This is a genomic window from Terriglobus aquaticus, from assembly GCF_025685415.1.
GTDB lineage: Bacteria > Acidobacteriota > Terriglobia > Terriglobales > Acidobacteriaceae > Terriglobus > Terriglobus aquaticus.
The window spans coordinates 3,782,877-3,809,199 of the sequence record NZ_JAGSYB010000001.1; the positions used below are offsets into that span (position 1 = coordinate 3,782,877).

The following is a 26,323-nucleotide window of genomic DNA, read 5'->3' on the forward strand; positions in this document are numbered from 1 at the left end:
ATGAGCTTCAATCGCGTTCGACCTCTTCTGTTGTGTGCCCTGATGTGTGGCATGGTTGCCGTTCCCGTACGGGTGCTGGCCCAAACCCCGCAGGCTGCGAGTTCCGATGCCAACGCTCCCGTGACCTCGAAGGGTCAGGAAGACTCGCTGAAGAACGAGGAAAAGGCCAACAAGCAGCGCGCCAAGGCGGCCAAGGAGCAGCGCAAGGCGTTGCGGGCCCAGGACAAGGCAGCGAAGGCCGAAAAGAAGGCGGGCGTAAGTCCGGCAGCGACCACTACGCCACAGTAGGTCGTGGCGCGTTTCGCCGATGTGCGCGGAACGAGGTGGTAGCGGCCCGGTCTGGGACTGCGCTGCTACGTTGGCGTTCCGTATGTCTTGATCGACAAGCAAGGAGAAACTCGATGCGAATGATTCAGGGACTAGCGGTGGTTTCGCTACTGGTGGGAATGAGTGCGCCGGTGGTGGCGCAAATGGCCTCGCAGGACACGGCTGCATCCCGCGACCAATTGAAAGCGGACTCGCACGCCAGCAAGAAGGCCTCAAAAGCCGACAAGGAACAGGCCAAGGCGGACAAGAAGCAGCGCAAGGCGCTGGGAACGCACGAGCAGAAGGAAGCAGACAAGGCACAGGACAAGGCCGACAAGAAGGCCGCCGAAGTTCCGCAATAAACCTGGGACAGTAAAAGTCGAAACGGCACGCCGCAGGCGTGCCGTTCAGTTTTAAGCTACTTGCTTCGTACTACTTGTGGGTGGTGCGGGCCACGGTATGGACGGCGGCGGGAGCGGAGTTGTGAGTCTGCTTCAGAGCGGCGTCTATGACCGGGAACAGACGGTTCGGATCGGCGCCACCGGTCTCGTTGCCGCTGATGGTCTCGTAGTGGCCATTGTTCTCCACCACAAAAATTGTCGGGGTGCGAGTGACGTTCAGGCGGAGACCCACGCCGTAGTCGGCCTTGACCTCTCCGGCGAGCTTACCGCCCGGATCGACGACGAACGGCATCGCCTGTCCATGCTTCTGCATGAACTGCTTGGTGAAGTTCTGCAGGTCGTCCTTGCTGGCGATGCTGATCTGGTTGCGGAAGACCTGGGTGCGGTACTCGTCCGCTAGGGCGGGGTTGACCTTGTCCTGCAGGTAGCGGGCAAACACGGCCGCCTCAAAGCTCCACACGTGCATCTGCAGCGGGAAGTCGTAGCGGACGATGGGCACGTGGTACTGCTGAGCCGCCTGCAGCTCGATCGGGTGGGCGGCGGCGCAGGCCGGGCATTCCAGATCTTCGAAGACGACCACGGCGACACGCTGGCCGGCGGGCGGCTTCAGCATGCTCGTGTCTTTGAAGTGGCCGTCGCTGGCGGGCCCCAGAATTTGGGCGTGGGCGGCGGCAAAAGGAAGGCTGAGCGCCCCGGCAACAAGCGCAGCGGCAAAACGACGGTTCATGCAGACTCCCGGCCGGCGAATAAGCACGTGGCGGCCTCTTCTGATTCTAGACGCAGCCGAGTGCCGGTGGTTAGGGCGCGGCGGCACGGGTTCCGGTCAGAAATCCGCAACCGGCTCTCTCCCGCTGGAATCCAATCCGAGAGATGACTCGAGGGGAACGAACCAAGCTGCCTACGCAGCACCAATCGCCGGTGCGCGCGCGTGCAGCCGTGCCGCTGTTATGTTGTGCGCTGCTGACCGGTGTGGCGGCAGCGCAGGATACGGCGCAGCCCGCGCCGTTCAACGCTCAGACCACGACCGTGGGACAGGCCAACCAGGCTCCGCTGCCGGTGGCTCCGCCCGCTGCCCCAGCGATTCAGACCGCCCAACGGACCCTGCGGCAGCCCCCGATCGCGGCGGCGCCGGACCTACCATTTGAGCCACAGCCGCAGCAGCCATCACTCCTGGTGACGCAGGGGCTGGCGGGCGCGGCGCCACGCGACCTTGGACACGGCGTCAAAACTCCGGTCTCGACCGGATCGCCGATCAATCTTTCGCTCGCCGACGCTGTGAACTTGGGGCTGGAGCGGTCGTTGCGCATAAGTGTGGATCAGCAGCGCGAGCGACAGGTGGCCGGCCTGCGGTCGGTGGCCTTCAACGCCCTTATCCCAACCCTCACCGCGGTGGGCCGGACCAGCACCCAGCAGGTAAACCTGGCGGCGATGGGCTTCAGCCCGGCCGCGGTGCAGCCGCTCCTGCCGCCCGGAACGCCCCCGCTGCAGACTATCGTGCGATACGACGTGACCAGCGCCCAGTTGAACCTGAATCAGCAGCTCTTCAACCTGCCCGCGTACGAGGTGTACAAAGCCGCACGCGAGCAGGCGAAGATCGCAACACTACAGACCTACTCCGACCGCGGCGAGATTGTGCAGGACGTCGCCACCCAGTATCTGCGGGTACTGGCGGATGAAGCTTCGATCCGCGACGCCGAGGGCCAACTGGTAAGCGACCGCGAGCTGGAGCGGCAGGCGCAGGCGCGCAAGGACGCGGGCACCGGCACCAACCTGGACCTCTTGCGCGCACGAGTAACTCGGCAGCAGCGTGAGCAGCAGCTGGTGCAGTTGCGCAACAGCCTTGATAAAGACAAGATCCAGTTGAACCGGAACATGGGACTGGCGGCTGATCAGCCGCTGGTGCTGACCGATCCTGTGCCCTACCACGAACTGGACGCGCTGCCGCTGGAGACCGCACGGCAGGTGGCGTACAAGCGGCGCAAAGATCTGCTTGGGCTGGAGGCGCAGTTGCGCTCGGCTGAGCTGCAGCGCAAAGCGATCGCCTATGAGCGGCTGCCGGCTGCGACGCTGGGCGGATACTACGGCGTAATCGGGCAGACGCATGGGCTGTACCACGGCGACTTCGTGGCGCAGGGCGGCATCAACTTCCCGATTTTCGAGGAAGCTCGCATCCGCGGCGATCGTGAGGTGGCCGATTCGCAATTGACACGGCTCCGGGCGCAGATTCGAAGCGTTCGCGCCGACATCGATCAGCAGATCCGGTCGAGCATGCTGGACGTACAAACGGCGGACGACCTTGTCAAGGCGGCCACAAGCAACGTGAACCTGGCGGCTGAGGCCCTGAGCGACGCTCAGCAGCGGTACCGGGCGGGCGTGGACGACACATTGCCCGTGGTGCGGGCGCAAGCCACGCTGGTGAATGCGCAGTCTCAACTGGTGAATGCGTTGTTTCAGTTCAACCAGGCAAAGCTGCAACTCGCCCGGAACACGGGCGTCCTGGAATCGCAGTACGACAGCTACCTGAACCAGTAACGCCGTCGCTGCGCCTAACCGCGTTCTGGCGTGTGACACCATAGACGGAGCGATGTCCGCAGCGGAGCCTCGACAACCCGGAGCGCAGTCGGCGTTTGCATCGCCATCGTTTCGCAACTACCAGGTGGCGCGCTTTCTGGTGATCTTGGGCGCCGAGGCGCAATCGGTCGCCGTGGCGTGGCAGATTTACCAGCTCACGCATTCGGCACTGCTGCTCGGATCCACGGGGCTGGCGCTGTTCCTGCCCAGCATCCTGTTTGTACTGCCGGCGGGGCACACGGCGGACCGGTACGACCGCAAGCGGGTGATCCTCACGTGTTACGGTCTGCAACTGGTTTGCAGCGCGGCACTGTTCGCCATCAGTTACATGGGTCTGCGCAGCATCATCACGATCTACGTCCTGCTGTTCTTCATCGGGGTGGGACGGGCCTTCTCGGGGCCGGCTGCGTCGGCGATCCTGCCGCAACTGGTTCCTAAGGAAAGCTTCGTCAATGCGATGACCTGGGGCTCGGCGGTCTTCCAGACGGCGAACATCAGCGGACCCGCGCTAGGTGGCTTGCTGTTCACGATTGCGCTGCACGGCCAGGCAGCGCGGCTGAACGGAGCGCCACTGGTGTACCTGGTTACGATCGTGATGCTCGTGGGATTCCTGGGGCTGGTGAGCACGCTGCAACCCCGCCGGGAAGCGACGGAGAAGAAGGCGTTCACGCTCGAAGCGATGCTGGTCGGCATGCGCTATGTGAAGCAGGCGCGGCTTTTGCTGGGGTCGATTTCGCTGGACATGTTCGCGGTGCTGCTGGGCGGTGCCGTGTCGCTGATGCCGATCTTTGCGCAGGACATCCTGCACGCCGGAGCGCGCGGGTTGGGCGTGCTGCGCGCCGCGCCGGCGGTGGGTGCGCTGATCATGTCGGTCACGCTGGCGAAGTTCCCCATCAAGCGGAACGCGGGCAAGCTGATGCTGGTGTGCGTGGGCATCTTCGGTGCCGCTACGGTAGGTTTTGGCCTGTCGAAATCGATTCCGTTTTCGCTGGTGATGCTGGTGATCATCGGAGCGACGGACAACGTCTCAGTCATCGTGCGGTCGTCAATACTGCAGCTTGGAACGCCGCCGCAGATGCGCGGGCGCGTGTCTGCGGTGAATGCGATCTTCCTGGGGACCAGCAACGAGTTCGGCGAGTTCGAAAGCGGCGTCACGGCGCAATGGTTGGGAGCCGTGCGAGCCGTGGTCCTCGGCGGCATCGGATCCATGATGGTGACAGGCTTGTGGGCGGTGTTCTTTCCACCGCTGCGCAAGGTGAATACGCTGACGACGGAAGAGTTGCTCGCCGCGAATGCAACCAGCGTGAGCGAGCCGATCAACTAGAAGCCCGCATCCTACCCTGAACGAAAACCACTGAGGAGCCTGCCTGTGGCGATGCTGGATGCGAACGGACCGGAGCGGGATGGCGAAGAGGACCGGCCGAGCGGGAACGGGAAGAAGCTTGCGTTTGCGCTAACGGCGATCATGCTGCTGGTGGTCGCGGTGCGCGTGTACTTCGTGGTGAAGCAGCGCCGCGATGCCCAAGTGGTCCATGTGAATGAGGGACCCGCGCTGGGGCTGACGCAAGACGACTACATCGTTCCGAAGAAGATGTATCCGCACACCCTTGCGGATGCGCGGGCGTTGGATGGAAAGCCGATCTGGGTGTTTGCCGGGAACCAGATGAACTTCTATCCGGCGACGGCGACGCATGTGAACTTTGCCAAGGCTGCGGGCCTGCTCCAGGGCGCGGAGCAGCTGGACGTCGTGAACTTCATCGAGCAGGTAGCCCCGGCAAGTCTGTTCACGCGCATCCCGCGCGGCGACCGGCAGGTGCTGATGCTGTTTCACCGCAAGGCCGATCCCGGCCCGCTATATGGCGTGGCAGTGGGGTACCACGAGGCGGCGGGCTACACCTTCTACCTGGACGAGGCGTTCTTCTACGACGATCCGCACGTGACCTATAAGCACTGGCCGGCGCCCATCTGGCAGGCGATCGACGCGCACAAGGCCGTGCTTGGCATGAACGAGTTGCAGGCGCAGCTGGCACTTGGACAGGTAAGCCGTCCCGGGCCGGGTGAGCCGAACAATCGCACGGTGGAGTTCGACAACAACGGGCACCCGGTGACGATCGTCTTCGAACACAAGAAGGCTACGAAGATCGAGTAGAGCCTGGCGTCAGGCGAGTGCGGGCACGCTGCGGCGTGCCCGCACCTTTGCGTGGATGCCGTCCCAGAGCCGCAGGCGTGACTCCAGCGCGTGCACCGCTGCAGTCTCGGCCTCTTGCCACTTCGTTTCGTCGTCGCCGCAGAGTTCGCTTATCATGCGCAGCGCCATGGGGCCATGTTCTTCGCCGTCGACTTCGATGTGCCGCTGCAGGTACCAGACGAACGTCTCAAGGCGGCCGGCGAGTTCGCGGTTCAGGTCGCGCACAAAGCCCTGAAACATGTCGGGGATCAGGTCTTCGCGGCCAAAGGTGAACGCGGCGGCGGTGACGTGAAGCTTGTCTTGCGCGAGGAGCGCAAACGTATCGCCGACGAAGCTCTGCGCCTCCTGCGGCGCGCCGCTGGCAGCCAGGGCCGGGCCGAGCAGATCACCATTGCGCAAGGATTGCAAAAGCGCATCGATCGCGGCGGTGGAGGCTCCGCACTGTTGCATGGCGAGGCGATAAAGCTCGAAGTGACTGAGCGGCTCTCCCTGGTACACATCGCTCTCTTCGCCGAGAACAATCTCGTTGATCAGGCGGCGGCTTTCGGGCAGCGGGCTGGGCGTCCACGGCACCTCGACCGACGTAAGGCCACGCTGCAGAGCCTTGAGCAGACTCATAAAATCCCACACGGCGAATACATGGGCTTCCATGAACAGGTGCAGGTCTTTCAGAGTTTCGAGCGAGGCGTAGAGCGGGTGCTGGCTCAAGCGCGTGTACAGCGGCTGCAGGCGAGTTGTGAGTGCGGAGATACGTGGGTTGACGTTCATGCGGCTATGCTTTGCCCTCGTCTAATCGACGCAGAAAGTCCCAGGCGTAGATGCCGCTCTCGTGCCCGTCATTCCAGTGAAATTTGATGGCATAGCGACCGATGGGCTCTGCTTTGCTGGGACGCGCGGGAGCCTTGTACATGGGAAAGGCGGTGGCGGGTGCGGGCTCCGGTTCGCCTAGGGCGCGGCCAGACTTCTCGCGCTTCTCGTGGCACGTGGCGCAGGGGCAGGCGTCGCGCAGAAACGGGAAGCTCCAGTGGGAGCGGTGACCGTCCTTCCAGGCAATCGACACACCCGTTCCTCCAGTCAGGTCGACGGAGACTTTGGCAGGCGTGATGGCTTCGGGCGGCAGTTTCTGGTCGCGCTGCTCGGCGCGGCGGGCTTCTTCCTGGCTGATGAAGCGGATGCCCTCGTGACTCATGCCTCTAGTTTACGAGGGCGGGCAGTTCGGGCGTGGCCGCGATGAGTTGCTGCGTATAAGTCTGCGTGGGGTGGTCGCAAATGGCGAGAGCGTCACCCTGTTCCACGACCTGCCCGCGCTGCATCACAGCTACGCGGTCGCACAGATATCGGACCAGCGGCATGCTGTGGCTGATGAACAGGCAGGTGAGACCGTGACGCCGCTGCAGGTCGCGCAGCAGGTTGATGACCTGGGCGCCGACGGAGACGTCCAGCGCGCTGACCGGCTCGTCGAGCACAAGAAAGTCGGGCCGCAGCAGCAGGGCGCGAGCGATATTGATGCGCTGTCGCTGACCGCCGCTGAACTCGTGCGGGTAGCGCGGCAGCGCGGTGGCAGGCAGGCCGACTTCGTCGAGCATGGCACGCAGGCGTTGGTCGATCTCCGGGCCGCGAGCGGCGTCGCGGTGAATGGCGAAGGGCTCGGCGAGAATGTCGCGGACCCGCATGCGCGGATTGAGCGCGGCGTAGGGATCCTGGAAGACAATGCCCATGCGGCGGCGCAGCATGCGCAGTTCGTGCGGCGAGGCGGCGAGTACGTCGATGCCGTCGAAGGTGACGCGGCCTTCGGTGGGCTCGATGAGCCGCAGGATCATGCGCGCGACGGTGCTCTTGCCGCTGCCGGACTCACCGACGACGCCGAAGATTTCGCCTCGGTCGATCGAGAGCGAAACGTCCGAAACGACGGTGTGCGGGCCGTAGCGCTTGGTGAGGTTCGAGGCGGTGATCAGCGGCTCAGAAGCCATCCGTGAAGTCTAACTGGCTTTCAGAATTGTCATCTTGCCGTCCGGCGTGCGGCGGAAGGTGTGAAGTTCCTGAGCGTTCAAGGTGATGTGGCGCAGGGTCACGGCCTCCTTCGTGAGTTCCAGGTGCGAGAAGCCGAGCACCTTGCCGCCGAAGGGACCGCGCTTGCGTGGATCGACGGACCAGTCCACGAGTTCCGCGCCGCCGCCACCGGAGATGACGAACGAGGTGGGGTGGCCTTCAAATTCCAGGTGCTGCAGGTCGTGATCGTGGCCAGTGATATAGAAGTCGACCTTGGCCTGGCGCAGCAGCGGATCCCAGCGCGGGATGAGCACAGGGTTGTCGCGGTGCACGCCGTTCGTAAACAGCGGATGGTGCGCGATGACGATCAGGAACGGGGCTTCGCGGGGCTTGGCCAGCTCGGCGCGGAACCACTGGTCCTGCGCGTCGGCGTCCTCGTGGCTCATCAGGTAGCTCCAGGGCCACGGGTCGAAGGGCTTGGTGCCCGGCAGGTTTGAGTCGAGAAAGATGAGCTTCGCCACTGGGTTCTGCTGCGGGTACAGCATGCTGTACCAGCGGTTGGGCATGGTCCACCGAGTCTGGCGGCTCTTGGGGTAGTCCAGCTGCAGCTGGACCTTGTCGGTCTTGCCCTTTTCGTAATCGTGATTGCCGAGCACGGCATACGCCGGGCCGGGGAACTTGTTCGCCGGGTACATGTTCTCGAACTGGTCCGCCCAGCGGCGGTCGTTCACGCCGCCGTGCATCTTGCCGTACCAGTTGTCGCCCAGCAGAACCATCGCGTTGGGCGTCAGGTGATTGCGGTCCATCCACGTTTGCATGCTTTGCGAAACGTTGACCTGCTGCGGGACGTAACGATCGGTACCCCAGTCGCCGATCATGAACATGTGGGTGGCGTTGGGGTCAGGCGGCGGAGCCTGCGCGCCTGCCGTGAGCAGGCTGCCCGGCGCCAGGGCAGCCAGGGCCGAGTAGGCGAAGGTTTGTCGCAGGAAACGGCGCCGGCTGATGGTGTTCTGTTCGTCCAAAGCGAAATGACCTCATCCCATGCGATGCAAAAGCATGGGGTGAGGTCTCGAAGATGAAGACAGGCTTAAGGTTGCGGCCCGGCTTGTTTATCGTGCGAACTGGCCGGGGTCGGGGATGATGTACAGGAACGCTCCCAACGCAAACAGCAGAAGCAGATACCCGACAAGGGTGCCGATGCTTTCCTGTTCGGGCGTGTCGTTGGTGAACATGCGATAGGTCATGCCGGCAGCGAGGAAGAGGAAGACTCCCTCGTGCATCAGCGCAAACAGGATGATGCAGGCGGCGAGCACGAGACCGCGCTGCAGCCGCGTGAGGGCGTAGGTGGCCTGTGCGCCGTCCAGCCCCAGCACCGGGATGAGGTTGATGAGGTTGGTCCAGGCGCCCACGTACGCGATGGCCTGGAAGACGGGCTGGTGCGTCACGGCAAACAGGCCGATGCTGGCCAGCGCGGCGCCCAGGCCAAACAGCGGGCCGAAGAGGGCGATCTGGGCCAGCACGCCCAGTGACATGCCCTGGTGATACCAGCGCACATAGGCACCCAGGCCGGGCAGGAACATGGGCAGGTCGGCCTTCAACCCGCGCGCACGCACGGCAATGTAGTGCCCCATTTCGTGAATCAGGATGGAGATCGTAAAGCCGAGCGCAAACTTCCAGCCGAACATGGCCCAGTACAGGCCGAAGAAGCCGACAAAGCCCAGCAGGAACTTGAGCTTGAAGAGCAGAAACAGCGCCGACTTGAATTTGAAGATGGCCAGCGCAATCGGGGCGAGCGGGCCAAGGCGCTTCTTCCAGCGCGCTTCGCGGTCGCTCTCGGCTTGCTGCTGCCCGTCCAGCCCGGCAATGTGCTGGCGGATCTGTTCGGCCTGGCGAGCGTCGGCGGGCAGCCAGTCGAGGGCTTGAGTCCACAACTCGCGGGCTTCCAGGCGCTTGCCTTCGTGCTCGGCGCGGGCCGCCGCGGCGGCCAGGCGGTTCAGGTGCTCACCGTAGATGAGAGTGTGGCAGTCCGGGCAGGCGAGAGTGCCTTCGGGAATCCAGTGACTGCACTGCGGGCAGCTATAGACGCGCTCGGGTGCCGGAACCTGCTCGGGTGTGAATGCTTCGGAATAGGTGATGGCGGACATCTGCTAATTCGATGTTACGGCCTCGGTTTCGATACCACGCTAAGGTGCGTAGCGGGGCTATGGTGAAAGGATGAACGAGCATCTTGAAGGCGGGACGCAGGCTGCGACGGAGATCCCGGCGATCGTGGGTTTCATCCGCGAGGTGGACAAGCTGAAGGGTGTGCTGCGCAAGGTAAAGCCGCTCGGCCTGGACCGCTACGAGAACTCGGCGGAGCATAGCTGGCAGTTGGCGCTGCTGGCGCTCACGTTGCGGGACTACGCGGCGGAGCCGGTCCGCATCGACCACGTGATCCGCATGCTGCTGGTGCACGACATCGGCGAGATCGACACGGGCGACACCATGGCGTTCGTCGAGGGCGGATGGGCCGAGCGCAAGCAGGACGAACTCGCCGCCGTGCGGCGCATCTTTGCCATGCTGCCCGGGGAGCACACGGTGGAGCTGGAGGCGCTATGGCAGGAGTTCGAGCATGGCGACACGCCGGAGTCACGCTTTGCCAATGCAGTGGACCGGGTGATGCCGGCGCTGCTAAACCTGGCCAACGGCGGGCAGAGCTGGAAGGAAAACGGCATCAGCTATGAGCGCGTGGTGCGACGGCTGGAGGCGCAGATCTCGGCAGGCTCGCCGGCGCTGTGGAGCTACGTGCGTGCCGAACTGGACCGAGCGCGGGAGCTGGATCTGTTTGGCGCGTGAACCGCCAACGTACAAGCAGCCGGAACGTACTAGGATTGATGTATGAGTGATTTCATTCCGAAGTCGAACGCGGGCGGGGCAAAAGGTCTGGGCCCGAAGGCGCAGAAGCTGCAGGCGCTGCGGGACAAGGCCGCGGCAAAGGCCGCCGGCACCAAGGCCGGCCACGGAGACGCGGCCGGCGGCGCCAAGGCCCTGAGCGGCGTAAAGAAGACCAGCTTCCAGCGCAAGGCAACCTAGCTCCTCGCTGCGCAAACACACGACCCATGCCTGGCGACAGGCATGGGTCGTTTCATTGGTGTCTGAACTCACCTCGGAGACTCCAAAGGTGAGCAGCTGGCATGGCGGGCGACAAGGGCCGTCAGGCGGTGGCCCGGCCGAGGAAGCGCTTGCTGAGCCAGCGGCGGACGGGTTCGTCGTAGAGCTTCAGGCAGGCGTAGCCGATCACGATCGCGGTACACCAGAGGCCGATGCCGATAATCCACGGCAGGGCCGTGTGACCCGACGGGTGCGCCGGGCCGTCAACCCATTCTGTCCAGATGTAGATGAGCGGGTAGTGGGTGATGTAGAGCGGGTAGGAGAGAGCGCCGAGCCAGTGGGCGAGCCGGTTATCCGCCGGTGAGCCGGCCGACTTGCCGTTGCCTGCGCCGATGGCCACGATGATGGGGAACATGATAAGGATGCAGAAGGCATCGTAGACACCGTTCATCCAAAGGTGGGCGTGTCCGCCGATGCGCGGAAAGCAGAGGCAGAGCGCCAGCAGAAAGCTGGCCCAACCAAAAGCCCCGCGCACGTGGATCCGCTTACCCGAGCGCATCAGCAGCATGCCAGCGAGGAACGGAAAGAGCAGCCGAGCCAGGCCGATGTGGACCTGTTTGACGGTCAGACTCCAGCCGCCGATCATGTCACCCTGGCGCAGTGAGACCTCGACTAGCAGAATCGCGGAGAGTGCAGCAAGGATGGCGAGCACGCGGTTGGACGCCTTGCGCAGGCCGACGGCGTAGAGGATGTTTGCCACGTACTCGTAAAAGAGCGACCAGGCGGGACCGTTCAGCGGGTGCAATTCCTGCCAGCCGCGGATGTCGAGTGTGCCCGTGGTGACCGGGATGAGCGTGGCGCCGATCAACATGACCAGCAGCATCTTGGGCACGGAGGTCTGGGCGATGGGTGGGAACACCGGTCCCTTGGCGAAATAGAACAGGGCCGCGCCGATCAGGCTGCCCATCACCACCATGGGTTGCAACCGGATCACGCGGCGCTTGAAGAAGTCCGTGATCGACATGCGATCCCAGCGGTCGTCGTAGGCGTAGGCGACGACGAAGCCTGAGAGCAGAAAGAAGAAATCGACGGCAAGGTAGCCGTGGTTCAGGATCTGCTTGACGTGGTCGCCGTAGCTGAATTCTTCGAAGACGTGGAAGGCGACCACGATGAGAGCCGCAACGCCGCGAAGGCCATCGAGGCTCTGGAAGTGAGTCTTGCTAGGAAGCGCCTTGGATTGCATGAATGCCGACCATCTTACGCAGCCGATGCAACCGTTGCCTAGCAAGCTGGCCTGACCGCCCATGGAACCTGGCGATCAGGCCGCTCGTTTAGTTCAGGGCCTGCTGAAGGGAAGCTTCCAAGGCGGTCACATGCTGCTCCAGACGCTCGGGCTGGGGCAGTCCCGTGTGGTGCAACTCCAGTTCGATCGCGCGGGCGTGATCGGTCGCGTCGAAGTAGCCAAACATTCCCAGCGATCCGGCGAGCTTGTGGGCTATGTCCAAAGCCTGCGCCCGCAGATCGGGTTCCATGGTGCGGGTTTCGGCCAGGTGGTCGGCAGCCTTGCGCAAAAGGCCCAGGCGTTCGCGCGTTTGAGGTACCTGCCGTCGCCAGATGGCGGCAATGGCAGCTTGAGTTGAGCCAGCGTTCATCAGAAGAGATTACCTCCGGTTACCACGGTGTGAACTGATGATGTTCATTCCGGTCAAAACGTTTGTTCATATACCTGCCGGACGCCGTCGAAAACCGCGTCCCAGGACCATGTAAGGGCGTTTTGCCGTGCCGCAGAGCTCATATTCCTGAGCTGATCAGAGAGAAGAAGACCCGCAATTGATTCGGTGAACTCCGTTGGAGCACGGATGAGGCCGGTTCTGTTGTCCAGGACGATGAACTTTGGGCCGCCGCCGCGGGTGACCAGGGCGGGAACGCCGCTGGCGAGTGCCTCCAGAACCACGTTGCCGAAAGTGTCCGTCTCAGACGGGAAGACGAAGAGATCCATGTCTGCATAGGCTTGCGCCAGAGCCTCGCCCTTGAGCACGCCGGGGAAGATCGCATCGGGCAGGGCTGAGCGAAGCGCCGCCTCCTCAGAGCCGTGCCCAACGATTACGAACCGGGTATTCGCAATGCCGCGGGCGCGCAGATCGAGCTGGATCGTCGGCAGCAGGGCGACGTTTTTCTCCACCGACAGGCGGCCCACGTAGCCGAGCAGGAACGTGCCGTCATCCTGGGGACGGGTGCGGCGCGCCGGGTTGAACAGGTCCGTGTCTACGCCGCGCGGCATGCGATGGGCTGGGCGTCCGGTGCGGCGTTCCAGCAACTCGCACAGCTCCTCGTTGGGCGCGAAGAGCACGCGAGCCATGCGGTAGAACCGGGCAGTCAGGCTCAGGCTGGCGGCCTCCGCCGCGCGCGGCAGGGCGGGCAGAAATCGGCTAAGCGCCTGCAGCCGGCGGCCAGCGTACTCATGCACGTTGGTGTGCCAACTGGCGGCCAGCGGAATGCCGTGGCGACGCGCGAAGAACGCACCCAGAATGCCCAACTCGCTCGGCCCGGTGATGTGGATCACGTCGGGGCGAAATTGCTTCAGAACGTAACCGACCGCGCGGGCGTGACGGGCAAAGAGCGGGTCAAAGCTGAGATCTTTTTCGATCGGAACGCTGAGGCGGCTGCGTGGAAGTTCAAGCGAAAGGACGGAGCCATGCTGCTGCAGCGCGGGTTGCTGCTGACCGGCGCGGATGCAGAGAAAGGGAACGTTATGTCGCTGTGCGTAGCTGGTGTAGTTGCGGGCGGTGTGCGCAACGCCATTGACCTCGTGAAAGCTGTCCGGCAGGAACGCAATGCGCATGCGACAGAGCGTAGCAGAGGTGTGCGACCTGCTGGATGAATCGTCCCGAGTGCCCTGTTACGGACCTTGCCCATGAGAGACTGGTGGGCGCATGGAGCGCAGGGTGACCTCTGAGGCTGTTGGCCTGGTGAACTCGGCCAGAGCGGAGCCGCTCGGAGTGGCGCTGCGGCGCATCTTGCGTGATCCGCTGCTGCTGTTGCGCGGATGGAATTGGAAAACCGCTGCGTTTTCTGCCCTGATGCGGGGAGTGATGTTTCTCCTGATCAACCTGCGCGCGGGGCAAGGCAAGGCGGTGCGCGCCATGGTGGTGGAGGCGCTCTACGCCATCTCCATCTCCGGTCTGGCGGGTGCGCTCACGCAGCGGCTGCGGCACGCGGAGCCTCGGCGGCTAACGGCAGTGGTGGTGCTCCTCTTCATCCCGCTACTGGTTCTGACCGGAGAGGCGCTGGTGCATGCGGCCACCGGGACGCCAAGGCTGGCGCGCAGCATGGCAGGATCGTTCCTGTTTGCGGCGCTGGGCTCTGGGTTCAACTGGTTTGCCATGAGCCGCGGAGCCTTTGTGACGGGCGAAGGCCGGTCGTTCGGGCGAGATCTGTTGCTCGTGCCGAAGCTGATCTGGGAGTTCGTGACCTTACCGCTTCGAGAAGTGCGCCGCGGCTAAGTTTGGCGTCTGCCGAACTGCACCTAAGTGCTGGAGCCGCACTTCCGAGGCGAAAGAAAGACCGGGCCGAAGCCCGGTCTTTCGGAACGCTTGCGTGACGCTGTGGTTATTGAGGGCGCGGAGCGAAATAGCCCTTCTTGGCACGAACGTTGTAGCGCGGGTCCATGGCAACCAGGCGAATAGTGCGGAAGGCGCCATCCTGCTTGAAGTCGGCGGGGCGGTAGCGCAGCGAGTACTGCGATCGCAGCTCTTCTTCAATCGACTGGAACCCCTTGGCAACATCCTCGATCTTGTTGGGGAAAAAGGTGTGCCCGCCGGTGGCGTCGCTGATGCGTTCCAGAACCTCGTCGCCCTTGTCGCGCGACGGCGAGACGTTGGTCGAGATCGTGTACACGATGGTCTCGGCGCGCTGGCACTCCTTGATCGCGTCCTGCTCGTAGGCGTGGGAGTAGTTGTCTTCGCCGTCCGAGACGAGCACGATGGCCTTGCGGATGTCCTCGCGGCCGCCTTGCACGGTGAGCATCTGGTCGCGGCAGGTGCTGTACAGCGCGTCGAAGAATGCGGTGCCGCCGCCCGGCCGCAGCTTGTGGATAGCCTGGTTCAAGAGGTCGATGTTGTTGGTGTAGTCCTGCGCGAGCTCGGTGCGGACGTCGAACCCGGTGACAAAGGCGGCGTCGCCACGGCGAAGCACCTGCAGCAGGAACTCGGACGCGGCATCCTGCTCAAACTGGAAGCGCGAGCGGATCGAGTTCGACGTATCGAGCATGATGCCGATGCGCAGCGGCAAATTGGCCTGCTGGGTGAAGCGGATGACGCGATCGGGGCGGCGGCCGTCGTCGAGCAGACCGAAGTTCTGCTGCTGCAGGCCGGTAACAAACCGGCCTTTCTTATCGGTCACGGTGAAGATGAGGCTCACCTCCGGCACAAAGGCGCGGATGGTGGGAGCGGCGACGTCGGCATCCGGCTGCTGCTGTGCGGCGGCGGCCTGGGGCGCGGCTTGCGTGGGTGCGGCTTGCGTGGGTGCGGCTTGCGTGGGTGCGGGTGCCGCGGACGCGGGCACCTGAGCCGTGGCAGGTGCCTGCTTGGCCGGAGCCGTGTCGGCGGTGCTGGGCGGGAGCGCGGGCACCTGGGCCTGGGCTGCCCCCGCAAAGAGGGATGCGGTGCACAGCACGGCCGCGAAGGAAACGGCGCGGAGCCTGGAGAAGCGTGTGGAGGCGGTCTGAGGCTCTGGGCGAAGAATCACGGGCGTAGTTTACCAATCCGGGTGGGCTGATGGCTTGCAGGAGTATCCAGTGCGGGCGGCCAGGAACGCGGCTTGCCGCCCCACGTTCACCGGCGAGCTCGGGCTCTCCGAGTCAACTGGCCGACCCATTTGCGGCGGTTCTGAAGAGATGGACGCTACCGAACGTCCTCGAGTGAGCGAAGACGGTCGAGCAGCTCCTCAAGTTCGGGCGGAAGCGGAGCCTCGAAATCCAGGCGCTTGCCCGTAGTCGGGTGCGCCAGGACCAGGCGGGCGGCATGGAGGAAGTTGCGCGGCAGGGTGGGACGCGGTCCGGCCGGCACTTCGGCCTGCTCTGCCTCCACGTCCAGATCCGTGTCGTCCGCCGCTTTCTGCTTCTTCTTTGGCTTGCGCTTCGCGGGAGGAGCTTGCTTCGGCTCTGGCTCTTGCTCGATGTCCAGCTCCTGCTCGGAGTCATCCTCGAGGCCACGAATGCGGGCCGGCGCGCCGTAGAGAGTATCCCCTACAATCCGGTGACCGATAGCCTGCATATGGACGCGGATCTGGTGGGTGCGGCCGGTTTCAATCTCGACATCGAGCAGGGTGAAGTCACCAACCGAGGTGTGCAGCCGCTCCAAGACTTCGTAATGCGTCACGGCTTCGCGCACGGCCTGCCCGCGGCGCTGCGGCGAATCCTCGTCCGGCTCCTCAGGCGCGCGCAAGGAAGGGCGTCCGTGACTCGCGGTGGTGATCACGTTGCTGTTCACGCGCGTGGTCATGCGGGTGCGGCGCACAGGATCGCGGCCAATGGGCAGGTTGATCGTGCCACTGTCTTTGCGAACGTTTCCGTGCACCAGAGCGATGTAGCGCTTCATCAGCGAATGCTCGCTGAACATGTCGGCCAGGGCGCGGTGAGCCTTGTCGTTCTTCGCCACGAGGATGAGGCCGCTGGTGTCTTTGTCGAGACGGTGCACAATGCCGGGTCGCAGCTCGCCTCCAACACTGGAGAGCTTGCCCTGGAAGTGGTGGAGCAGGGCATTGACGAGGGTGCCGGAGTTGCGCGCGTCATCGCTCGCCCCGTTACCGGCGTGGACGGTCATGCCCGCGGGCTTGTCGATCACGGCCAGGTCGTTGTCTTCGTAGACCACGGTGAGCGGAATGTCTTCGGCAAAGGCGCGCAGCGGCGGAGGCTGGGCGGCGCCGCGCACGATCACCATGTCGCCGGGCTGAACCTTGTAGGCGGCGCGCTCGGGGCGTTCGATGTTGCCGGAACGAATCTGCACCTGGCCGGCTTCGATCATCAGCTGCGCGCGCGAGCGGGAGAGGTCCGGCAGCTTCGCTGTCACGAATTGGTCAAGCCGGGTATTGCGGTCAGCATTGGTGGTGCGAAAGGTGTGCTCGCGGTTCGCGGCCGTTTCTGGTGTGCTGCTGCGGCCTTCTGCGGTACCGTATAGCGCGTCTTCCTCGGCCTGCTTGCGCTGCTCTTCGGCCTCGCGGGTCGCGTCGCGAGCGGCGCGGTAGTCGGCTTTCACGGTCTGGCGCCGCTTGCCTTTGGGCAGCATGTTCTTACTTGGCATGGCGTGGGCTCCAGTCGAGCAGAAAGAGCATGCCCGCGACAAACAACGCGAGCAGCAGGAGTTGATCGGCGCGCAGGAAGCCCGGGATGCCGAGTTGGGGAAGGAGATAGCCGGGGCGAAACTCGTCTGCGACGAAGCGCGCAACGCTGACCGCGGCAAGGCCAACTCCGAAGGTGCGGCCGACACGGTTGTTGCGCAGAAGTGTGACCATCGAAGCGGCGCAGGCGAGCGCGGTGAGCACGGCGGCGTACAGCGCAACGGGGTGATGTCCCTCGTCGCCACGGACCAGGTTGCCTAGGGCAAGGTCCGTGCGGCTGCCCAGGTCGTCGCCGGCAAAAAAGCTGCCCACGTGGAGTGCGGTCAGCAGCAGAAGAGCGGCCGGCGTGACCGCGTCCAGCGTTCGCAGCCAGGGCAGATGCATGGCGACGATGCAGGCCGCCGCGCAGAGAACGACGAGAAGCGGGCCGGACCTGGTGAGCGTGGGCAGGGTAAGGATGACGCGAGGGTAGGTTCGGAACGCGGCCCAGTTCTGTGCGGCAAGGGCAATGCGTGAGAGCACCAGTGTGCCGGCGAGAGTCCCGAGGCAGAAGTGCCAGATGCGTTCGCGAGCGAGGCCGACGTGGGGCGCGCACCACTCCGCCAGCAGCAGCGCCGCGATCAGGCCCACGGCCGCGACCACGCTGTAGGTGGGAATCGTGATGGAACCGAAGTGCGCGAGCCGCGGGTACATGCCGCTTTCAGGATACCGGGGCTCGCCACTGAGGATCAGGAACGCGTTCGCGCGATATCGGGGCCGAGCGCTTCCTGCGAGTTGGGCTGTGGTTCCGTCGGTACCAGAGCGGGATCGCTGGTTGGTATCAGGTGCTGTTCCAGGCCCGCGCGCAGAATGGCGAAGGCGTCTTCCGGCGTGTCGGCAAAGCGGAAGAGCTCTTTGTCCTTCAGAGCGATCGCGCCTTTCTCGGCGAGCAGGTCCAGGTTGATGACGCCCTGCCAGTACTTCGAGCCGTAGATGACGACCGTCATTTCCTTGGCCAGCTTGTGGGTCTGCGCCAAGGTGAGTAGTTCGAACATTTCGTCCAGCGTTCCAAACCCGCCCGGGAAGACGACCAGCGCCTTCGCCAGGTAGGCGAACCAGAACTTGCGCATGAAGAAGTAGTGGAACTGGAAATTGAGCGCAGGCGTGATGTAGGGATTCGGGCGCTGCTCAAACGGTAGGGCGATGTTCAGCCCGATGGTCTTGCCGCCTGCCTCGTAGGCGCCGCGATTCGCCGCTTCCATAATGCCGGGGCCCCCGCCACTCGTGACCACGAAGCGGTGTCGCCTGCCCGGCAGGCTCTTGGCCCAGGAGGCGACCATGTGGGCCAGCTTGCGGGCGTCCTCGTAGTAGCCGGCCATCTCGACCGCGGTTTCGGCCCGCTTCTGCTTCAGATCGCTCGCGGAGGGCTCGCCAGGTTTGGCGGGCTGCTCCTCAGGTGGGGCGGGCTCGACGGAGCCGGTGTTGGCCAGCAGTTGTACCTCCTGCTCGGCGGCGTCCAGCGAGGCAAAGCGTGCTGAGCCGAAGAAGACGACGGTGTCCTGAATGCGCTCCCGGCGGAAGCGCGCCATAGGCTCTTGGTACTCGGCCATGATGCGCAGGATGCGGGCGTCGGGCGAGTCGAAAAAGGCTTCGTTCTGGTAGGCGAGAGGGGCTTGCTCGAGCGGGTGCTGTGGATCGATCACGGCAGTTGGATGCGCTAGTAATCGATCTTCGCTGCTGCGGGTGAACCCGTCTCACCGACGTTTCACAGCAGGGCCGTTCGTTACGAGCGGTATTCCTGGTAGTGGACGATTTCCGAGAGGCCGATCCAAAGGTCCAGCAGGCCCAGGCCGCTGACCATGCCGCGTACCGGGCCCTGGGTCAGGTAATGGTGCAGGCGCGGAAAGTCGAGCAGGAGCGCGTTGTGGTCCCACATCGGCTTCCACCACGGCAGGTAAACGAGCAGGCCGCCCAGGTAAAGGCAGAAGACAACGAGCACCATCAGCGAAACGCGCTGCAGCCAGATGGGGGCAGGTGCGGTCCAGCCGCTCTCCTGGGGAGGCGGTGCATCAGGGCTGGGCCTGGTCCCGACCTCCCGTGGTAGAGGCTGTGCTTCCATCGCCATTAGTGTCTACGCTAACAGAGCGAAGGTGCGCGGCAGCCCGGGCGTGCAGAGGTGGCGCGAGCCGTAGACGACGGCCACGCGCCTGCCCTGGCTACGCGTTGACCGTCTCGCCAACCGCTTCCGTGTTGCGGATGCGGACAGGGGTGATCCAGCCGAAGCGGTCGGCCGTGCGGCCGTTCACCAGGTTCATGTACTCGGTCTGCAGCTTGGTGGTGATCGGACCCATGGTGCCGTCGCCGACCAGGATGCGGTCGACGGAGCGCAGGTGCGTCACCTCCGCGGCGGTACCGGTGAAAAAGGCTTCGTCGCAGATGTACAGCAGTTCGCGCGGCAGGGACTGCTCGATGACCTCGATGCCCATCTCCTTCGCAAGCTGCACGATAGAGGCGCGGGTGATGCCATTGAGCACGGCATTCGCTAGCGGCGAGGTGAAGAGCTTGCCCTCACGGACGATGAACAGGTTCTCGCCTGAGCCCTCGGACAGGTAGCCGTTACGATCGAGCGCAATGCCCTCGTCAAAGCCGTTGACCGCGGCTTCCATGCGGATCAGCTGCGAATTCATGTAGTTCGCGCCGGCCTTGGCGAGCGACGGCATGGTGTTCGGCGCAAGGCGGTTCCACGACGAGACGCACACGTTGGCGCCCTCGTTGCCGTGCAGGAAGTTACCCCACGGAAAGTTCGCGATGTAGATCTCGACCGGGCTCTTCAGCGGGCTTACGCCGATCTCGCCGTAGCCGCGGAAGGCGACCGGGCGAATGTAGCAGGGCGATGCGTTGTTGGCCTCAACCACTTCGACCACGGCATCGCAGAGCTGGTCGACGGTGTAGTCGATGGGCATGCGGTAGATCTTCGCCGAGGCGATGAAGCGCTGCATGTGCTCGCGCAGGCGGAAGATGCCGCCGCCGTTCGTCTTGCCCTCTTCCCCTTGCGAGTAGCAGCGAATGCCCTCAAACACCGAGGAGCCGTAGTGCACCACGTGGCTCATGACGTGGATGTTGGCGTCGGCCCAGGGAATCAGCTTGCCGTTGTGCCAGATATTCTCGGTGGTTTGGATGGGCATGCGTTTTGCTCCGAAAAAGACGCTTGTGTGATGAAACCCAAGTATAGCGTGCGGCAGCGCGCAGGATGTGACGCGAAAAGGCAGAACGGCGCCGCTGGCGGGCATCAGAACAGAGTCGAAGAGGTTTGCGGGAAGGTGACGGTGCGAGCAAACAAACAGGTGCAGTTCTGGAGAGGTGTAGTGCTGACGGCGGCGCTGTTGACCGCTGTGTTGCCGAGCGGCATGCTGCGCGCGCAGGAGATGCCGCAGACCTGCAAGAACGCTTACACCGAGCAGAAGGAGATTACCGAAGGCGCGAAGGTTTCCGCCGAGGTGTACAAGCAGATGCCGGTGCTGAAGGACAGCGATCCGGTGGCGGTGTACGTTCGGCAACTGGGGCAGAAGCTGGTGGCAAACGCACCCGGGTACCCTTGGCCGTACAGCTTCCACGTGGTGGACTCGGACGAGATCAACGCCTTTGCCCTGCCAGGCGGATCGGTCTTTGTGAACCTGGCGACCGTAAGCGCAGCCGAGAGCGAGGCCCAACTTGCCGGGGTGATGGCGCACGAGACCTCGCACGTGGTGCTGCGGCACTCCACCTGCAACCTGACCAAGCAGAGAAAGCGCAGCATCTGGTACGGGCTGGGACAGGTGGCCGCGGCCGCAACCCTGGGCGGGTATGGCGATGTAGCTGCGCAGGGCATCGGATATGCGCAGGGCTTGAGCTTCCTGCACATGTCGCGGGAGTCGGAGCAGCAGGCCGACTTACTGGGACTGCAGATCATGTACGACTCCGGATACGATCCGCGCGGCATGCCCCAGTTCTTTGAGACGATCCAGGCGAAGTATGGACAGGGCAGCGCCCAGTTCCTAAGCGATCACCCGAATCCAGGCAACCGCATTCAGTATGTAAACGCGCGGATTGCGCAGTTTCCGCAGCGGGAGCGGTCCGTGACGACCACGCCGGAGTTCCGACGGGTGCATGCGATCGCTGCCGGGCGCGCTCCGCTGACTGCGGCACAGACCAAGAGCGGAGCGTGGCGGAACTCGAGCAGCTACCAGACGGCCCCACCAGCCGGCGCGGAGAGTGGAAACTAGGCTGGCGCGCACTGCTGCCAGGCTTGGAACCTGTGCTGCCGCGCGCATTCGCTGCGGATAGACTGGGTGCTGTCCAATGAAGATTCGGGTTCGTTACAGGGATAACCGCCGGGAGCTGAAGCGTGGCACGGCCCGCTGGTTCGGCATCAGCGTCACCATGCTGTCCATGGCGGCGGTGGCGCTCCTGTCCGCGCTGCTGACGATTCGCATTGCCATCCACGCCAGCGAAGTGGAAGTGCCCAACGTGGCCGGCCTGACCGTGGACGAGGCAAGCGACAAGACGCACGACGCGCAACTGAACCTGACGGTGGAGAACCGCTTCTACTCCACCACCGTGCCAGCAGGACGCGTGCTGTCGCAGTTGCCTGCGCCGGGCACCAGCGTCCGGAAGGGCTGGCACATGCGTATTACGGAGAGCATGGGGCCGCAGCGCGCGACCATTCCGGACACCATCGGCATGGACCAGCGGGATGCGGCAGCGGCGATCCGTCGCGCGTCCATGGAATTGGGTACGGTGGCGCACCTGCCAGCACCCGGTCCGGCCGACGTAGTGCTGGCGCAAACGCCTCCACCAAACGCGGAAGGCGTGGACAAGCCTGAGGTGAGCCTGCTGGTCAGCCAGCCGTTTGCAAATGCTCCACGGGCCTACGTGATGCCAAACCTGGTCGGCCTCTCGTTCTCAGTAGCGCGGGCTCGGATGAAGGAAATGAACTTGCCACTATGGGCGATCGTGCCGCAGAGCGCGCCGGCTGCGGTGCCAGCGGCGTCGCCGGATGGTGCGGTGGTGGGCGATGCTGCTCCTGCCCCCGCTCCGGTGGTGATCGCCGGGCCCATCGCGTCGCAGGTGCCTGTGGCGGGTGCGCGCGTGACCGCGGCGGATAATCCGCACGTGACGATGACGAAGGGGTACAGCGCTCCGGCTCCTGCCGCCACTCCGACGCCTGCTTTGCCCGGAACTCCGCTGCCGACGCTCACGCAGCCTGCGGCTCCCGTGGTCCGGGTGCCTCCAGCGCAGCACTAGCGCGGTTCGGTGGTGCGCTCAACAGATCAGCACTGCATCGGTTACAGACAAGAGCACAGCTTCGGGTGTGCTCTTGCTTTTTCCGTTCAGCGTTCCAAAATGGCGGCGTAGAAGCCGTCGCACGGCTGCTGACCCGGCACCGTGCGCACGCTGCCCTCCGCCGTGAGCGCGTCCTGCAGACTGGCGTGTGCCGTATCGCTCAGGCCTGGCAGGTTAGCGAGCACGTCTGCAGCCGGCAGAAGGCGAATGCCGCTTCCCAGTGCGGTTTGAATCACGGCTTCGTTCTCTTCGGGCTCCAGCGAGCAGGTGGAATAGACGAGGCGGCCGCCAGGCGCGAGGCGGGTGAGGGCATTGCGCAGGATGGCTGCCTGCCGCTCGGCTTGACGGGACAGGTCGCGCTCCTGCAGGCGATGGCGAATCTCAGGGTTGCGCGCCAGCGTGCCGGTGCCGGAGCAGGGTGCGTCGCAAAGGATCAGGTCGAAGCTGCCGGCCAGGGCTTCGCGGTCGGCTTCGCCGCCGACCACGTCGGAAGTGCGATTCGGGTGCAGGCTCATGTCGGCAAGCACGGTGCGGACGCGGGCCGTACTGGGTTCTACGTCCATGCGGGAGCGCATGCGGGCAAGGCGCTTTTCGCTCACATCCACGGCGACGATGTCTGCGTTGGGATGCCGGATCGCAAGAACCGCCGTCTTGCCTCCGGGAGCGGCGCAGGCGTCCAGGATGCGCTGCGGCGCGGGGTGCGCGGCAGCAGCCAGTTCGGCCACAAGGCGGGAGCCGTCGTCGATAGTTGGAAGCGCGGTGTCCTCGGCAAAGAGGCCGTGCGCCGGTGGCTCCGCTTGGTCATAGGCGGCCAGGGCGCGTGCCACTTTGCCCCCAAAGTGTTTGCGCCAGCGCTGCAGGAGCCAGCGAGGGTGCGCGATCTCGGCCGGGGTTTCCGCGGCGAGAGTCGCCCGGGGTGCGGCGGGTTCGCGCGTCATGCGGCGAAGGACGGCGTTGACCATGCCCGCGGCGTGCGGCGCGTCGTGCGTGCGGGCCAGCTCCACCGACTCCGAAATGGCGGCGTGCGCGGGGATACGGTCCATGTGGCGCAACTGGAACATTCCGAGCCGCAGCGCCAGCAGGGCCGCGGGGTGCAGGTCAGCCTCAGGCCGCTGCAGCAGCGGGCGGATCGCAGCATCCAGCGCTATCTGCCAGCGAAGAACGCCGAGCACCAGGGCGGTGGTCAGGTTGCGGTCGGCAGCGGAGAGCGCGTCGACTGCGGGCGCGTGCAGCAGGTCGTCGGAATGCGCGGCGGAGTTCATTACGCGCTGCAGGATGGTAAAGGCCGCCTCGCGCGCGGGGGCGATCGTGATGGGTCTGCCGAGCGGTCGCGCAGGAGCGTGCATGCTTGTATTGTCGCAGCGGGTTACCGGGCTTTGTGCGGGTTGGCTGCGACACGGTTGCGGGTGCGGCGGGTACACTGTCTCCCGCAGTAGATTCGGCATCTGACCGAAACACGACCTACAGGGGAGCAGGCATTGGCAGATACGGTTGCAGAGGTGGCGCAGACTCGCCTGGAGGGTGAAGCGCTCCGCGAGGAACTTGAGCGCCTTGGGCCCTGGTTTCACAACATGCGCATCGGCGGCTACCAGACGGCGCCAAATCACTTCCTGGGCGACTATCCGGCGGTGAAGTTTGCGAACTTTCGCGACGCCCTGCCCGCGGACATGACAGGAAAGACGGTGCTCGACATCGGCTGTAACGGCGGCTTCTATTCCATGGAGATGAAGCGGCGCGGAGCGGATCGTGTGCTCGGCATCGACATGGAAGACCTGTACCTGGCGCAGGCGCAGTTTGCGGCCAAGCAGGAAGGTCTCGACATTGAATACCGCAAGCTGAACGTGTGGGACGTGGGCGCGATCGGCGAGAAGTTCGACCTGGTCATCTTCATGGGCGTGCTGTACCACCTGCGGCACCCGCTGCTGGCGCTGGATCTAATCCACGAGCACGTGGCGAAGGACATGCTGCTGTTTCAGAGCATGCAACGCGGATCGCGTGAAGTGCCGGCGGTGAAGGACGACTACGACTTCAACGACACGGCGCACTTCAGCGAAGACGGCTATCCGCTGATGTACTTCATCGAGAAGAACTATTGCGGCGATCGCACCAATTGGTGGGTGCCGAACCGCGCGTGTGCTGAGGCAATGCTGCGATCGTCCGGGTTTGCGATTGAATCGCAGCCCGAAGCCGAGGTGTACCTCTGCCGTCGCTTCGACATACCGCTGACGCATGAGGGCCCGCGGGCGGTGCATCCACCGTCGTCGCCGCAGGGCGCCGCGCACCCCTACCCCTTCGCCAAGTGAGCCCGATCGAGCAGGCAGAGGCGCACCTTGGCGCGCGCGAGGTGGAGCGCGCGCTGGGGGTGTACGCGTCCATCGCGGAGCCTGGCCCGGCTGAGCTTGACCGCATCGACGGTGGCCGCTGGATGTGTCACATGCTTGCCGGCGAGTACGCAGCAGCGTGGCGGTGTTCGGATGCGATCCGTGCACGCGGCGGCGAAGACGCGCACCGCTTCTGGACGGGCGAGCCGATCGACGGCAAGCGTCTGATGCTCCGGTGCCTGCACGGCTACGGCGACACGGTCATGTATCTGCGATGGCTGCCGGAGTTGCGACGTCGCTGCAGCGAGGTGATCGTGCAGGCCTGCCCGGAGATGCTGCCGCTCCTTGAAGCGATGGTGAGGGGCAGCGAATCAGCGCGGCTGCATCAAAGGCGGAGTGCCGACACGGAAAATCGCTGCTGCCCGGCACGCGTGACCGGGTGGGCCCAGCCGGGAGAGAGCGACCTCGACCAGTGGGATGTGCAGGTGGAGTGCGCGGAGTTGCCGTTTCTGTTTCGCGCAACCACGGCCACGCTACCTGAGCCGGTTGGCTTTGTGTTCCCCGAAGCAGAGGCGCATCGCATTCGCACCCGGATGGGTGAGCGCACCAAGCCGCGCGTCGGGCTGGTGTGGACGGGGAGCAACTACGATCCGGCTCGGTCGATTCCGTTTTCGCAGTTCCGTCGTTTGCTGGAGAACCACTCCGTAGAGTTCTGGAGCCTGCAGGCACCGGAGAACAACGCGGAGTGGAACGCGTTCTGTGCAGAGCGTGGCTGGTCGCAGCGGAGGTTCTACATGGCGGATGAGAGCGGCAACGTCTGCCATGCGGGTATCGCGGACATGGCAGCGTTTGCGCGAGAGATGGACGTCTTGATCACGATCGACACCATGGCCGCGCACGTGGCGGGATCGCTGGGTCTGCCCACGTGGCTCCTGCTGAAGCGCGAGGCCGACTGGCGATGGATGATCGATCGCGAGGACTCGCCGTGGTACCCGACCACGCGACTGTTTCGACAGGCTGTCGCAGGCGAATGGGAAGGTCCACTGACGCGCGTGTGCGATGCGCTGCGCGACCTAGACGAAGAGATGTGCGCGTAACGCGCTTGCAGCGTGCGATGCCTGCGAGGAAAGAGAGCGGTTTGCCATGGGATTAAGCCGGGCCTGGGACGCGTATGACGCCTATCTGTTCGACATTGATGGAACGTTGCTGCATTGCAAGGATGCGGTGCACTACTTCGGCTTCTGCCATGCGTTGACGAACGCGGCGGGGCGGCCGGTGGACATTCTCGGCCTGCCCGTGCAGGGCAAGATCGACCCCGGCATTCTGCGCGAGGCCTTTGCGCGCGCGGGTGTGCCAGAAAGCGAATGGCGGCCCAGGCTGCCGGAGATCCTCGACGAGATGGCGGCCCATGTGGAAGCGCACGCCAACGACTTCCAGATCGATGTGCTGCCCGGCGTGCGCGAGGTGTTGCAGCATCTGCGCGAGCGCGGAGCGAAGCTGGGCACCGGTACCGGCAACCTGGAGCGCATCGGCTGGGCAAAGCTGAAGGCGTGCGGCTTGCGCGAGTTCTTCGACTTCGGCGGCTTCAGCAACGGCTATGAACATCGTGGCGAGATGATCGCCGGAGCCGCGGAAACAGCGCGCCGTCTGACGCGAAAGGATGCAGCGATCCTCGTGGTCGGCGACACGCCGGGTGACATCGCCGCAGCCCGCTTTGCGGGGCTTGAGGTGCTGGCGGTGGCAACCGGCATCTTCTCCGCGGAACAACTTGCGGAGGCGGACCAGGTGGTGAGCACGCTCGAATCGCTGCTCACGTAGTC

29 protein-coding genes are annotated in these 26,323 nt (G+C 64.5%); 13 read left to right on the forward strand and 16 right to left on the reverse strand.

Annotation, left to right across the window (positions count from 1 at the left end):
• Together OHL12_RS15585 and OHL12_RS15590 are read left to right on the forward strand one after the other, a co-directional pair.
• Complete coding sequence (locus OHL12_RS15585) at positions 1 to 288, forward strand: hypothetical protein (protein ID WP_263414737.1); 288 nt, start codon at positions 1 to 3, stop codon at positions 286 to 288.
• Positions 289 to 401: 113 nt separating this feature from the next.
• Positions 402 to 668 (forward strand): hypothetical protein, encoded by a 267-nt coding sequence (locus OHL12_RS15590; protein ID WP_263414738.1) that lies wholly within the window; start codon positions 402 to 404, stop codon positions 666 to 668.
• Positions 669 to 738: 70 nt separating this feature from the next.
• Here the strand turns inward: OHL12_RS15590 and OHL12_RS15595 are convergent, their stop codons facing one another.
• Positions 739 to 1,434 (reverse strand): DsbA family protein, encoded by a 696-nt coding sequence (locus OHL12_RS15595; protein ID WP_263414739.1) that lies wholly within the window; start codon positions 1,432 to 1,434, stop codon positions 739 to 741.
• Between the two features lie 143 nt (positions 1,435 to 1,577).
• Here OHL12_RS15595 and OHL12_RS15600 point away from each other — a divergent pair, with 143 nt between their 5' ends.
• The 3 genes from OHL12_RS15600 to OHL12_RS15610 are packed head-to-tail and all read left to right on the forward strand — an operon-like array spanning position 1,578 to position 5,427.
• Positions 1,578 to 3,239: a TolC family protein gene (locus tag OHL12_RS15600; protein WP_263414740.1), complete on the forward strand. Its 1,662-nt coding sequence runs from the start codon at positions 1,578 to 1,580 to the stop codon at positions 3,237 to 3,239.
• A gap of 52 nt (positions 3,240 to 3,291) precedes the next feature.
• Positions 3,292 to 4,602, forward strand: coding sequence for an MFS transporter (locus tag OHL12_RS15605; protein WP_263414741.1), 1,311 nt, complete (start codon positions 3,292 to 3,294; stop codon positions 4,600 to 4,602).
• A 51-nt stretch (positions 4,603 to 4,653) separates the two neighbouring features.
• Entirely contained in the window at positions 4,654 to 5,427 is a 774-nt protein-coding gene (locus OHL12_RS15610; protein ID WP_263415149.1) for a hypothetical protein, read from the forward strand.
• A gap of 9 nt (positions 5,428 to 5,436) precedes the next feature.
• Here the strand turns inward: OHL12_RS15610 and OHL12_RS15615 are convergent, their stop codons facing one another.
• The 5 genes from OHL12_RS15615 to OHL12_RS15635 form a co-directional block, all read right to left on the reverse strand.
• Positions 5,437 to 6,234 carry a DUF3050 domain-containing protein gene (locus OHL12_RS15615; RefSeq protein ID WP_263414742.1) on the reverse strand — a complete coding sequence of 266 codons (798 nt, stop codon included), beginning with the start codon at positions 6,232 to 6,234 and terminating at the stop codon, positions 5,437 to 5,439.
• A 4-nt stretch (positions 6,235 to 6,238) separates the two neighbouring features.
• On the reverse strand, positions 6,239 to 6,655 hold the full coding sequence (locus tag OHL12_RS15620; protein WP_263414743.1) for a DUF971 domain-containing protein: 417 nt from the start codon (positions 6,653 to 6,655) through the stop codon (positions 6,239 to 6,241).
• Positions 6,656 to 6,659: 4 nt separating this feature from the next.
• Positions 6,660 to 7,436: an ATP-binding cassette domain-containing protein gene (locus OHL12_RS15625; RefSeq protein ID WP_263414744.1), complete on the reverse strand. Its 777-nt coding sequence runs from the start codon at positions 7,434 to 7,436 to the stop codon at positions 6,660 to 6,662.
• Positions 7,437 to 7,445: 9 nt separating this feature from the next.
• On the reverse strand, positions 7,446 to 8,477 hold the full coding sequence (locus OHL12_RS15630) for a metallophosphoesterase (RefSeq protein ID WP_263414745.1): 1,032 nt from the start codon (positions 8,475 to 8,477) through the stop codon (positions 7,446 to 7,448).
• 87 nt (positions 8,478 to 8,564) lie between these two features.
• A complete protein-coding gene (locus OHL12_RS15635; RefSeq protein WP_263414746.1) occupies positions 8,565 to 9,599 on the reverse strand; it encodes a site-2 protease family protein in 1,035 nt (344 codons plus the stop codon).
• Positions 9,600 to 9,669: 70 nt separating this feature from the next.
• On the opposite strand from OHL12_RS15635, the gene OHL12_RS15640 reads away from it, so the two are divergent.
• Positions 9,670 to 10,290, forward strand: a complete 621-nt coding sequence (locus tag OHL12_RS15640; protein ID WP_263414747.1) for an HD domain-containing protein — start codon at positions 9,670 to 9,672, stop codon at positions 10,288 to 10,290.
• Between the two features lie 42 nt (positions 10,291 to 10,332).
• Positions 10,333 to 10,527 (forward strand): hypothetical protein, encoded by a 195-nt coding sequence (locus OHL12_RS15645; protein WP_263414748.1) that lies wholly within the window; start codon positions 10,333 to 10,335, stop codon positions 10,525 to 10,527.
• Between the two features lie 121 nt (positions 10,528 to 10,648).
• Here the strand turns inward: OHL12_RS15645 and OHL12_RS15650 are convergent, their stop codons facing one another.
• From OHL12_RS15650 to OHL12_RS15660, 3 genes are all read right to left on the reverse strand, one after another.
• Complete coding sequence (locus OHL12_RS15650) at positions 10,649 to 11,788, reverse strand: acyltransferase family protein (protein WP_263414749.1); 1,140 nt, start codon at positions 11,786 to 11,788, stop codon at positions 10,649 to 10,651.
• Between the two features lie 88 nt (positions 11,789 to 11,876).
• A complete protein-coding gene (locus tag OHL12_RS15655; protein ID WP_263414750.1) occupies positions 11,877 to 12,197 on the reverse strand; it encodes an Hpt domain-containing protein in 321 nt (106 codons plus the stop codon).
• A 53-nt stretch (positions 12,198 to 12,250) separates the two neighbouring features.
• Positions 12,251 to 13,387 (reverse strand): glycosyltransferase, encoded by a 1,137-nt coding sequence (locus OHL12_RS15660; RefSeq protein ID WP_263414751.1) that lies wholly within the window; start codon positions 13,385 to 13,387, stop codon positions 12,251 to 12,253.
• Positions 13,388 to 13,490: 103 nt separating this feature from the next.
• On the opposite strand from OHL12_RS15660, the gene OHL12_RS15665 reads away from it, so the two are divergent.
• Positions 13,491 to 14,048, forward strand: a complete 558-nt coding sequence (locus tag OHL12_RS15665) for a hypothetical protein (RefSeq protein ID WP_263414752.1) — start codon at positions 13,491 to 13,493, stop codon at positions 14,046 to 14,048.
• 106 nt (positions 14,049 to 14,154) lie between these two features.
• Here OHL12_RS15665 and OHL12_RS15670 read toward each other — a convergent pair whose 3' ends face one another.
• From OHL12_RS15670 to OHL12_RS15695, 6 genes are all read right to left on the reverse strand, one after another.
• Positions 14,155 to 15,291: a VWA domain-containing protein gene (locus tag OHL12_RS15670; RefSeq protein ID WP_263414753.1), complete on the reverse strand. Its 1,137-nt coding sequence runs from the start codon at positions 15,289 to 15,291 to the stop codon at positions 14,155 to 14,157.
• Positions 15,292 to 15,446: 155 nt separating this feature from the next.
• Positions 15,447 to 16,844 (reverse strand): RluA family pseudouridine synthase, encoded by a 1,398-nt coding sequence (locus tag OHL12_RS15675; protein WP_263414754.1) that lies wholly within the window; start codon positions 16,842 to 16,844, stop codon positions 15,447 to 15,449.
• Positions 16,834 to 17,574, reverse strand: coding sequence for a prolipoprotein diacylglyceryl transferase (locus OHL12_RS15680; protein WP_263414755.1), 741 nt, complete (start codon positions 17,572 to 17,574; stop codon positions 16,834 to 16,836). The genes OHL12_RS15675 and OHL12_RS15680 overlap by 11 nt, the downstream gene beginning before the upstream one ends.
• A gap of 35 nt (positions 17,575 to 17,609) precedes the next feature.
• Positions 17,610 to 18,563 (reverse strand): LOG family protein, encoded by a 954-nt coding sequence (locus tag OHL12_RS15685; RefSeq protein WP_263414756.1) that lies wholly within the window; start codon positions 18,561 to 18,563, stop codon positions 17,610 to 17,612.
• Between the two features lie 80 nt (positions 18,564 to 18,643).
• A complete protein-coding gene (locus OHL12_RS15690; RefSeq protein WP_263414757.1) occupies positions 18,644 to 18,979 on the reverse strand; it encodes a hypothetical protein in 336 nt (111 codons plus the stop codon).
• A 97-nt stretch (positions 18,980 to 19,076) separates the two neighbouring features.
• Positions 19,077 to 20,045 (reverse strand): branched-chain amino acid transaminase, encoded by a 969-nt coding sequence (locus OHL12_RS15695; RefSeq protein WP_263414758.1) that lies wholly within the window; start codon positions 20,043 to 20,045, stop codon positions 19,077 to 19,079.
• 141 nt (positions 20,046 to 20,186) lie between these two features.
• On the opposite strand from OHL12_RS15695, the gene OHL12_RS15700 reads away from it, so the two are divergent.
• Both OHL12_RS15700 and OHL12_RS15705 read left to right on the forward strand, forming a co-directional pair.
• Complete coding sequence (locus OHL12_RS15700) at positions 20,187 to 21,122, forward strand: M48 family metallopeptidase (RefSeq protein ID WP_263414759.1); 936 nt, start codon at positions 20,187 to 20,189, stop codon at positions 21,120 to 21,122.
• Between the two features lie 76 nt (positions 21,123 to 21,198).
• Complete coding sequence (locus OHL12_RS15705; protein WP_263414760.1) at positions 21,199 to 22,143, forward strand: PASTA domain-containing protein; 945 nt, start codon at positions 21,199 to 21,201, stop codon at positions 22,141 to 22,143.
• An 86-nt stretch (positions 22,144 to 22,229) separates the two neighbouring features.
• Here the strand turns inward: OHL12_RS15705 and OHL12_RS15710 are convergent, their stop codons facing one another.
• Positions 22,230 to 23,528, reverse strand: a complete 1,299-nt coding sequence (locus OHL12_RS15710; RefSeq protein ID WP_263414761.1) for a transcription antitermination factor NusB — start codon at positions 23,526 to 23,528, stop codon at positions 22,230 to 22,232.
• Positions 23,529 to 23,660: 132 nt separating this feature from the next.
• Here OHL12_RS15710 and OHL12_RS15715 point away from each other — a divergent pair, with 132 nt between their 5' ends.
• From OHL12_RS15715 to OHL12_RS15725, 3 genes are read left to right on the forward strand one after another with little or no spacing between them, the layout of a single operon-like run.
• A complete protein-coding gene (locus OHL12_RS15715) occupies positions 23,661 to 24,485 on the forward strand; it encodes a TIGR04290 family methyltransferase (RefSeq protein WP_263414762.1) in 825 nt (274 codons plus the stop codon).
• The gene (locus OHL12_RS15720) at positions 24,482 to 25,600 is read left to right on the forward strand and encodes a glycosyltransferase family 9 protein (RefSeq protein WP_263414763.1); all 1,119 of its coding nucleotides are present in this window, start codon (positions 24,482 to 24,484) and stop codon (positions 25,598 to 25,600) included. The genes OHL12_RS15715 and OHL12_RS15720 overlap by 4 nt, the downstream gene beginning before the upstream one ends.
• Positions 25,601 to 25,646: 46 nt before the next feature.
• Positions 25,647 to 26,321 (forward strand): HAD family hydrolase, encoded by a 675-nt coding sequence (locus OHL12_RS15725; RefSeq protein ID WP_263414764.1) that lies wholly within the window; start codon positions 25,647 to 25,649, stop codon positions 26,319 to 26,321.
• The last annotated feature ends 2 nt before the right edge of the window (positions 26,322 to 26,323 follow it).